General features: G+C 63.3%; 6 protein-coding genes. All 6 read left to right on the plus strand.

Translation table 11 applies throughout. The features are described 5' to 3' along the window. Nucleotides 1-66: 66 nt before the first annotated feature. The 6 genes from B5P46_RS12740 (at nt 67) to B5P46_RS12765 (ending at nt 10298) form a co-directional block, all read left to right on the plus strand. Nucleotides 67-744: a response regulator gene (locus B5P46_RS12740; protein WP_129418963.1), complete on the plus strand. Its 678-nt coding sequence runs from the start codon at nt 67-69 to the stop codon at nt 742-744. Beyond that, entirely contained in the window at nt 741-2123 is a 1383-nt protein-coding gene (locus B5P46_RS12745; protein WP_129418964.1) for a sensor histidine kinase, read from the plus strand. The genes B5P46_RS12740 and B5P46_RS12745 overlap by 4 nt, the downstream gene beginning before the upstream one ends. 160 nt (nt 2124-2283) lie before the next feature. Continuing rightward, nucleotides 2284-5610, plus strand: a complete 3327-nt coding sequence (locus tag B5P46_RS12750) for a DUF2126 domain-containing protein (RefSeq protein WP_129418965.1) — start codon at nt 2284-2286, stop codon at nt 5608-5610. Nucleotides 5611-5650: 40 nt separating this feature from the next. Beyond that, a complete protein-coding gene (locus B5P46_RS12755) occupies nt 5651-8068 on the plus strand; it encodes a circularly permuted type 2 ATP-grasp protein (protein WP_129418966.1) in 2418 nt (805 codons plus the stop codon). Nucleotides 8069-8073: 5 nt separating this feature from the next. Beyond that, entirely contained in the window at nt 8074-8952 is an 879-nt protein-coding gene (locus B5P46_RS12760; protein ID WP_129418967.1) for a transglutaminase family protein, read from the plus strand. A gap of 116 nt (nt 8953-9068) precedes the next feature. Next, nucleotides 9069-10298: a vWA domain-containing protein gene (locus B5P46_RS12765; protein WP_348639849.1), complete on the plus strand. Its 1230-nt coding sequence runs from the start codon at nt 9069-9071 to the stop codon at nt 10296-10298. Nucleotides 10299-10482: the final 184 nt, after the last annotated feature.

The raw sequence follows: 10482 nt of genomic DNA on the forward strand, positions 1-10482 counted from the left end.
TTGAAAATCGCTGTGACATCCCTGCTTCATCTCTGTAATCTCCCTTGAAAAACAGGGGAAACATCCGTGCGCATCCTGCTCACCGAAGACAATATCGCGCTGGCGGACGGCCTGTCGGCGATCTTGCGCGGCACGGGCCATGCCGTCGATGTCGTCCATGACGGGGCGTCTGCCAATGCGGTCATCGCAGCGGAAAATTTCGATCTGGTGATCCTCGACCTCAACCTACCAGAGATGGACGGGCTCGACGTGCTGCGCGCCATGCGCGCCCGGCAGAACCAGGCGGCCGTCCTCATCCTGACCGCGCGCGGCACGCCGGAAGAGCGGGTGAAGGGGCTCGATCTCGGCGCTGACGATTATCTGATCAAGCCTTTCGATATCGCCGAATTCGAGGCCCGCGTGCGCGTGCTGCTGCGCCGCCAGGCCGGCCTGCGCTCGGCGACGGTCGGCTTCGGCGGCATCTCCCTCGATCTCAATTCCCGCACCTTTTCGGCCGGCGCCACGCCGCTCGATATTCCCGCCCGCGAGCTCGGCCTGCTCGAAATCCTTTTCATGCGGGCCGGCAAGGTCGTCGCAAAGGAGGCGATCATTCAATCGCTGACGGCCTTCGACGACGACATTTCCGCAAACGCCATCGAGCAATATGTCAGCCGCCTGCGTAAGCGCCTGTCGCCGCACGGACTGACCGTCAAGACTGCCCGCGGCATCGGCTATTATCTCGACAAGCTGCCTGAGGCCTCATGAAAGCCGCCTATTCCCTCAGGCGCCGACTGCTCTTCTGGCTGCTCGTCTCCACCGCCGTCATCGGCACGCTGGCACTCGCCGATACTTATCGCGAGGCGGTCCAGACCTCCAATATCGTCTCCGACCGCGTGCTCGCCGGTTCCGCGCTGGCGATCGCCGAGCGCGTCGTCGTCGCTGAGGACGGCACGCTGCAGGTCGATATCCCCTATGTCGCACTTGAGATGCTGACCTCGGCCGCGCAGGATCGCGTCTTCTACCGCGTCGACGGCCCGCCGGGCCAATTCATCACCGGCTACCAGTCCTTGCCGGTCCTCAAGAAGACGCCGGGCGATGCCGCCGCCTTCGCCGACGATACCTTCCGCGGCGAGCCGATCCGCATCGCCACACTCGAGCGCTCGGCCTCGACGGGCATCCGCTCCGTGCCCTTCGTCGTGACGGTCGCCGAAACCACCATCGCCCGCCGGCAGTTGGCGCAGGCGATCCTCGTCCGATCCGCACTCCGTCTCGCCTTCATGATCGCGGGCGCGGCCGTCATCGTCTGGATCTCGGTCACGGTGGCTCTGCGCCCGCTCTACAAGCTCGGCGACGCCATCGGCGAACGCAGCCCCGATGACCTGCATCCGATTAAGCAGACCGTGCCGAGCGAGGTCGAGCCGCTGGTCGATACGGTAAATTCCTTCATGGTCCGCCTGCAATCGGCGCTCGATGCGCTCCGCCATTTCACCGGCAATGCCAGCCATCAGTTGCGCACCCCGCTGGCGATCATCCGCACCCAGCTCGCCCTTTCCGCCCGTGCCGGCTCGCTTGATGAGGCGCAGGCGGCAGCACTGAAGGGCGACCAGGCGGTAGCGCACGCCGAGCGCATCCTTGCCCAGCTTCTCCTGATGGCCAAGATCGACGCCGCCACTGCCAAGGAGGCGCTGACCGCTTCCGCTATCGATCTCGCCGCCATCGCCCAGGAAATCACCGGCGAGCAGATCCCGACGGCCGCCGTCGCCGGCATCGATCTCGGCTTCGAGGGCGAGAGCCCGGCGATGGTCCGCGCCGAGCCGCTGCTGATCGGCGAAATGCTGCGCAACCTTGCCGGCAATGCCATCGCCTATGCCGGCAAGGGAGCTGAGGTCACCGTCCGTATCATCGCCGCGTCAGAGACGATCCGCCTCGAAGTCGAGGACAATGGCCCCGGTATTCCCCGCGAGAAGCTCGAGGCAGTGCGCCGCCGTTTTTCGCGCGGCAATGATTCCGGTGCGCCCGGTGCCGGCCTCGGCCTGCCGATCGTCGAAGAAATCGCCAATCTTTTCAACGCCGCACTAACGCTGGAGCCGGGTACTGACGGCAAGGGCCTGAAGGCGGCCGTCACCTTTGCCAAGGCGGCGTAAAAGCCTGCTGCAATTCAATATGCGACAGCGTCCTTTGCGCATCTGAAAAGACGCGTGGCGCTGTAGACCTTTCCGCCTTGCTTTCTTTCGCTGCATTGCACACACTGATTTTCGGGAACAGCAAGCCGCACGACGATGCGAGCCGGATAAAAAGAGAAATATGTCGATCAAAGCCAGCATCTATCATCTGACGCATTACACCTATGACAGGCCGGTCCGCCTCGGCCCACAGATCATCAGACTGAAACCTGCCTCGCATTCGAAGACACGGGTGCTCAGCCACTCGCTGAAGGTCACGCCCTCCAACCATTTCGTCAACCTGCAGCAGGATCCATACGGCAACTACCTTGCCCGCTACGTCTTTCCGGATCCGGTGACCGAGTTCAAGATCGAGGTCGATCTCGTCGCCGACATGACGGTCTACAATCCCTTCGATTTCTTCGTCGAGGAAGAGGCGACCAAGTGGCCCTTCGGATACCCTGAGACGATCCAGGAGGATCTGTCGATCTACATGACGCCAGAGCCGGCCGGTCCGCGCCTCAAGGCGCTGCTGCCGACGCTCGACTGGTCGCCCGACCAGCCGACGGTGGACATGGTCGTCGGCCTGAATGCCCGCCTGCAACGACAGATCGGCTATGTCATCCGCATGGAAACCGGCGTGCAGACGCCGGAGGAGACGCTGGAAAGCGCCAAGGGTTCCTGCCGCGACACCAGCTGGCTGCTCGTCCAGATCCTTCGCCATCTCGGCCTCGCCGCCCGCTTCGTCTCCGGCTACCTCATCCAGCTGACGCCGGACCTGAAGGCGCTTGACGGTCCCTCCGGCACCGAAGTCGATTTCACCGACTTGCATGCCTGGGCTGAGGTCTATCTGCCTGGCGCCGGCTGGGTCGGCCTCGATCCGACTTCTGGCCTGCTGACCGGCGAAAGCCACATCCCGCTTGCCGCCACGCCGCATTATCGCAACGCCGCTCCGATTTCCGGCGGTTATTTCGGCGAGGCCGAAACCGAATTCGCCTTCGACATGAAGGTCTCGCGCGTCGCCGAGCACCCGCGCATCACCAAGCCCTTCTCCGATGAAAGCTGGGAGGAGCTCAACGAACTCGGCGAGAAGGTCGACCGTGTCCTCGAAGCCGAGGACGTGCATCTAACGATGGGCGGCGAACCAACCTTCGTTTCGATCGACGATTTCCAGTCCGAGGAGTGGAACACCGCCGCGGTCGGCCCGACCAAGCGCGAAAAGGCCGACATCCTGATCCGCAGGCTGCAAGAACGCTTCGCCCCCGGCGGTTTCCTGCATTACGGCCAGGGCAAATGGTATCCGGGCGAAAGCCTGCCGCGATGGACCTTCTCGCTCTACTGGCGCCGCGACGGCAAGCCGGTCTGGCAGAACCTCGATCTGGTCGCCGCCGAAGGCAAGGATACCGGCGTCACCGCCGAGGATGCCGAGAAGCTTCTGACGGCGATCGCTAAGGAACTGGCGATCAAACCTGACATGGTGCAGCCGGCCTATGAAGATCCGGCCGACTGGATCATCAAGGAAGGCAACCTTCCCGAAAATGTCGATCCGGCGAATTCGAAGCTGAAGGATCCTGAGGAACGAAACCGCATCGCCCGCGTCTTCGCCCGCGGCCTGACTGTCGCGACCGGTTACATCCTTCCGGTCCAGGCATGGAACGCCAAGGCAGCGGAAAGCCGAGTCTGGATCAGCGAGAAATGGCGCACCCGCCGCGGCAAGATCTTCCTCGTCCCGGGCGACAGTCCGATCGGTTACCGCCTGCCACTCGGCACGTTGCCCTATGTTCCCCCGGCGCGTTACCCCTATATCCACCCCGCCGATCCGACGATCCCGCGCGAACCGCTGCCTGATGTCTTCGTACCGGCCGGCCGCGCCATGCCGGAAGCCTCTTTCCATGCCGACGAGAGCAATCGCGGCCGGATCGAACAGACGCTCGGGGAACTCCGCGGCGCCGTGCGCACCGCCATGTCGGTCGAGCCGCGCGACGGCAGGCTCTGCGTCTTCATGCCTCCGGTCGAACGCATCGAGGATTATCTCGAGCTGATCGCTGCTGCCGAAAACGCCGCCGCCGAGCTCAAGCTTCCCGTCCATATCGAAGGTTATCCGCCGCCGCAGGACGAGCGCATCAACGTCATCCGTGTCGCCCCGGATCCCGGCGTCATCGAGGTCAACATTCATCCGGCCTCGAACTGGAAGGACTGCGTCGACATTACGACCGCGATCTACGAGGAGGCGCGCGCCACCCGGCTCGGCGCCGACAAGTTCATGATCGACGGTCGCCATACCGGCACCGGCGGCGGCAACCATGTTGTCGTAGGCGCGGCCAATCCGAACAACAGCCCCTTCCTGCGCCGTCCCGATCTCTTGAAGAGCATGATCCTCCACTGGCAGCGCCATCCCTCGCTCTCCTACCTCTTCTCCGGCATGTTCATCGGCCCGACCAGCCAGGCGCCGCGCATCGACGAGGCTCGCCACGACACTCTCTACGAGCTGGAGATTGCCATGGCGCAGATCGGAGCCCCCGGCCGCGGCCAGCAGCCGCTGCCCTGGCTTATCGACCGCCTGTTCCGCAACCTTTTGACGGATGTCACCGGCAACACCCACCGCGCCGAGATCTGCATCGACAAGCTGTTCTCACCCGACGGCCCGACCGGACGGCTCGGGCTCATCGAGTTTCGCGGCTTCGAGATGCCGCCGAACGCGCGCATGTCGCTTGCCCAGCAACTGCTGGTGCGCGCGCTGATCGCCCGCTTCTGGGTCAACCCGGTCGACGGCAAATTCGTCCGCTGGGGCACGACCCTGCACGACCGCTTCATGCTGCCGCATTTCGTCTGGGCCGACTTCCTCGACGTGCTTGCCGACCTTCGCCAAAACGGCTTCGACGTCAGCCCGGAATGGTTCAAGGCCCAGCTCGAATTCCGCTTCCCCTTCTGCGGCGAAGTCGAATACGAGGGCTCGAAGCTGGAACTGCGCCAAGCGCTGGAGCCATGGCATGTGATGGGCGAGGAAGGCGCGCCGGGCGGCACCGTCCGCTACGTCGACAGCTCCGTCGAACGCCTTCAGGTGCGGCTCGAAACCAGCAATACCGCGCGTTACACCGTCACCTGCAATGGCCGCACCCTGCCGCTGACGCCGACCGGCACCGCTGGCGTGTCGGTCGCCGGCGTCCGTTACAAGGCGTGGCAACCATCCTCCGGTCTGCATCCCGTCCTGCCGATCAACACGCCTTTGACTTTTGACATTTATGATACATGGTCGAAGCGTTCGATCGGCGGCTGCATCTATCATGTTGCCCATCCGGGCGGCCGGACCTATGACACCTTCCCGGTCAACGGCAACGAGGCGGAAGCAAGGCGGCTCGCCCGCTTCGAGCCGTGGGGACATACGGCGGGCGGTTATATCCCGCGCGCCGAGACGGGTTCGCTTGAATTCCCGCTGACGCTGGATCTGCGGCGGCCCGCCGGAATTTAAGGCCGAAGGTTAGGGCCGGGGGGTTAGGGTTTCAGTTTTGATGAGTAAGAGGCCGGCAGCGGAGCGCAGGGGAGAGGCAGAGGACCGCATCGGCAAGGGTGCGGCCTTCGACTATGCGCCGCTTCCTGGCACTGCTGACGAGATGGTCGACAACAAAGGCGCGGTCCGCCCGGTCTGGCAGCGTTTTCTCTCGCATCTGAGCGCAATGCCGGAAAAGGATCTCGCCGAGCGTTTTGCCCGCGCCGACCGCTACCTGCGCGATGCCGGCGTCTTCTACCGCGCCTATGGCAGCAAGGGCACCGGCGAACGCGCCTGGCCGATTTCGCATATCCCGGTGCTGATCGACGAGCGCGAATGGAAGACGCTGTCGGCGGGCCTCGTCCAGCGCGCCGAACTGCTGGAGGCGATCGTTGCCGATATCTATGGCGACAACCGGCTGGTGGAAGAAGGGGTCCTGCCGCCGGCGCTGATGGCCGCCAATCTCGAATTCCAGCGCCCGCTCGCCGGCATCCGGCCGGGCTCCGGCCATTATCTGCATTTCTGCGCCTTCGAGATCGGCCGCGGACCTGACGGCAACTGGTGGGTGCTGGCCGACAGGACGCAAGCACCGTCAGGTGCCGGTTTCGCGCTGGAAAGCCGCGTTGCGACGACTAGGGCCTTCTCGGATATCTACGCCGAAACCCCGGTCCACCGCCTCGCCTCTTTCTTCGGGGCTTTCCGCGACGCACTTCAAGGCATGAAACATTCGGGCGACGACCGTATCGCCGTGCTGACGCCAGGCCCCGCCAACGAGACCTACTACGAGCACGCCTATATCGCCCGCTATCTCGGTCTCATGCTGCTCGAGGGCGAGGACCTGACCGTCGTCAAGGGCCGCGTCATGGTGCGCACCGTCGCCGGCCTGAAGCCGATCGGCGTGCTCTGGCGCCGTCTCGATTCGGCCTTTGCCGACCCGCTGGAGTTGAACCAGAATTCGCATATCGGCACGCCCGGCCTGGTGGAAGCGCTGCGCGCCGAAAGCGTCACCATCGTCAATGCGCTCGGCACCGGCGTTCTCGAAACCCGGGCGCTTCTGGCCTTCATGCCGACTATCTGCCACCGCCTGCTGGGGGAGGATCTGCAACTGCCCTCGATCGCCACCTGGTGGTGCGGTCAGAAGGAAGAGCGCGAGCACGTCGCAAAGAACATCGAGAAGATGGTGATCGGCCCGGCCTATTCCCGGGCACCCTTCTTCGACGACAACGGCGAGTCCGTACTCGGCTCGTCGCTGCGTGCGGCCGCCAAGGATTCCATCACCGACTGGCTGAGTTCGGACGGCCCGAAACTGGTCGGCCAGGAGGTCGTCACGCTGTCGACGACGCCCGCCTGGGTGGACGGCAAGCTCGTGCCGCGGCCGATGTCACTGCGCGTTTTCGCTGCCCGCACGGCAAACGGCTGGCAGATCATGCCCGGCGGTTTTGCCCGCATCGGCTCCGGCGCCGATGTCGCGGCGATCGCCATGCAGTCGGGCGGAGCAGCCGCCGACGTCTGGATCGTCAGCGACAAGCCGGTCGAGCGCCACACGCTGCTGCCGGCGGAGGGCAGCTTTACCCGCAACATGCCGGGCAGCCTGCCGAGCCGGGCAGCCGACAATTTGTTCTGGCTCGGCCGTTACATCGAACGTGCCGAGGGGGCGCTGCGCATCCTGCGCGCCTGGCATGCGCGCTACGCCGAAGCTGCCGATCCGAGCCAGCCGCTGCTCGCCGACGTCTCCGAGTATCTCACCGCCGTCGATATCGATACCGCCGAGGCCGTGCCGGAAACGCTCCTGCGCAACATCGAAAGCGCCGTCTATTCGGCCAGCAACATCCGCGACCGTTTCTCGCCGGACGGCTGGCTGGCGCTCAACGATCTCGCCAAGACCGCCCGCCGCTTTCACGTCACGGTCGCCGCCGGCGACGACGCCAGCCATGCGATGACGATCCTTCTGCGCAAGCTCGCGGGCTTCGCCGGCCTCGTGCACGAAAACATGTACCGCTTCATGGGCTGGCGCTTCCTCTCGCTCGGCCGCTACATCGAGCGCGGCCTGCATATGACCCGGCTGCTCGGCCACATGTCCGGCCCGGACGCGCCCGACGGCGCGCTCGACATGCTGCTCGAGATCGGCGACAGCGTCATGACCCACCGCCGCCGCTACAACGTCAACACCGCGCGGCTGACCGTCACCGACCTCTTGGCGCTCGACCCCCTGAACCCCCGCTCGGTCCTCTTCCAGGTGAACGAGATCCACCACGAGGTCGAGCAACTGCCGAATGCCCTGATCAACGGCCAGATGTCGCCCTTCTACCGCGAGGCGATGCGGCTCCATTCCGGCCTGGCGGTGATGACGCCGGAGGGCATGGGGGTCGAGGTCTATCAACGGCTCGAACGCGAATTGGAGCAGCTTTCCGATCTGCTCGCCCAGACCTATCTCGGGTGACGGCGATGCTCTACGATCTCTCCCTCCACATGGGTTACATCTACGACGTGCCGGCCTCCGGCGCCCGCCACGTCATGCGCCTGATGCCGCTGTCGCTGACCAATCGGCAGCGCCTGGTCGCCGGCTCGATCACCATCTCGCCGACGCCGGACGAGCAGTCGCATTTCGTCGATTTCTTCCATCATCCCGCCACCTCCTTCATGCTGCGCGCGCCGCACGAGACGCTCGACATTCGCATGCAAGCCCGCGTGCAGGTGGAAAGCCAGCCGATCGCCGCCGATTTCTCGCCGCTGCTTGCCGACCTGCCGGAGGAGGTCGCCGGCATCTGGTCGCTGGCGCCGGATTCGCCGCACCATTTCCTTGGTGAAAGCCCGCGCCTGACCCAAGCCCGCGAGATCGCCGACTATGCGCAAAGCTGCGCCATGCCTGATCTGACGGCGATGCAGATCGCCCATGCCCTCTGTACCCGCATCAACAAGGATTTCACCTACGACCCCGACGCGACGACGGTGGACACGACGCCGCTCGAGGCGTTCAGATTGAAGCGCGGCGTCTGCCAGGATTTCACCCACATCATGATCCTGGCGCTCCGAAGCCTCGGCATTCCGGCCGGCTACGTCTCCGGTTTCCTACGCACCATCCCGCCGCCCGGCAAGGAACGGCTGGAAGGCGCGGACGCCATGCATGCCTGGGTCAGGATCTGGTGCGGTGAGACGAATGGCTGGATCGAGCTCGACCCGACCAACGACATCCCCGCCGGCACGGACCACATCGTCGTCGCCTATGGCCGGGACTATTCCGACGTCGTTCCCGTCATCGGCGTATTGAAAAGCTATGGCGGCCAACGCGCCGTCCAAGCGGTCGACGTGATCCCGCTGAAATAATCCCAAAACTGGAAAAATCCGACGATTCGTTAAAATAGTATTGACGCCGTAAGGACGGCGGAAAGGAGGAGCGTGCGTAATATCACCTCACAGGGCCTCCTATACGGGTGAACATGATGAGCACCTCCTATTTTTACAATTCCTGCTTGCGTCGTTTGCTTGACGACCGCCGCGGCAACTTCGGCATGATGACGGCGATCATGATACCCGTCCTGCTCGGTGCCGCCGGCCTGGCGATCGACTATTCAAACATGGCGCTGTCGAAGCGCGAATTGCAGGAGGCCACCGACTCGGCGGCTCTCGCGGCAGCGACCGCGCTCGCCAATGAGAAGACTGACGAGGCCGGCGCGAAAAGCCTTGCCAAGAATTTTGTCGCCGGACAGATGGCACAGGTTCTTGCGAATAATTCCGTCCAAGGCTCGATCAAGGATGCAACGAACGTCAACGTCACGACCACGGCGAACGGCACGAAAAGCAAGATCTTCAAGGTCGATGTCAACACGTCCTTCAACCTTCCGCTCAGTCCCCTGATGCGCGTCTTCGGTAAGACGACGCAGGCCATCAGCGCGACAAGCACCGGCGAGAACGGCCAGACCGATACACAGGGCGCACTCTCGATGTATCTGGTCCTCGACCGCTCCGGTTCGATGTCTTTCATAACCGATCAGAAGAAAACGACGCCGTCGAAATGTGACAACTACACTAAAGACAGTTGGCCGAATCCGGACAAAGATTTGAAGTCCGATTGCTATACCCGCAAGATCGAGGCATTGCAGACAGCGGCCGCCGGGCTTTTCACCGAACTTAACAAAGCCGATCCGGAGCACGAATTCGTCCGTGTCGGCGCTGTCTCCTATACGGACAAACAACAGGCGGCCAAGGCGATCAATTGGGGCACCGCGGACGCCGCGAACTACGTCTCGGCTCTCCCCTATAAGCCGACCGGCGGCACAGATGCGAGTGATGCCCTCGATACGGCTTACAAGGCTCTGAAGTCCTCCACCAACGGCACCGATACGGAGACCAGGCAGCACGAATCCAAGAATCACGACAGTTTCCAACGATATATTATCCTGATGACCGACGGTGAAATGACGGGCGACAGTAGTTTTTGGAGCCAGCCGATTGACAAGGAAGTCCGCGATCTCTGCACTGCGGTAAAGGGCGATGGCATTACCATCTTTACCATTGCCTTCATGGCTCCGCAGAAGGGTAAGGATCTGCTGCAGGCCTGCGCAAGCAGTACCACCAACTATTATGCTCCCGACAACATGGCCAAACTGGTCGAAGATTTCGGCGACATCGCCGCAAAGGCGACAAGCTCGATTACCCGTCTGACGAACTAAGTCACGGAATCAGCTGCGAGGTCGATAAAAAAGCCGCTCCGGAACAAACCGGAGCGGCTTTTCGTTATGCCTATCCCGTGCATCAGATCGGGAAAAGCGATTGAAATCAACCCCCTCAGCCTCCGTGAGTATGAAGGTTTCGCAAATTTTTCGTTTGTCCAAATCCTTTGTTGCAAGTGCTTAG

Origin of the sequence: Rhizobium leguminosarum (assembly GCF_004123835.1) — a bacterium.
Lineage (GTDB): Bacteria > Pseudomonadota > Alphaproteobacteria > Rhizobiales > Rhizobiaceae > Rhizobium > Rhizobium leguminosarum_M.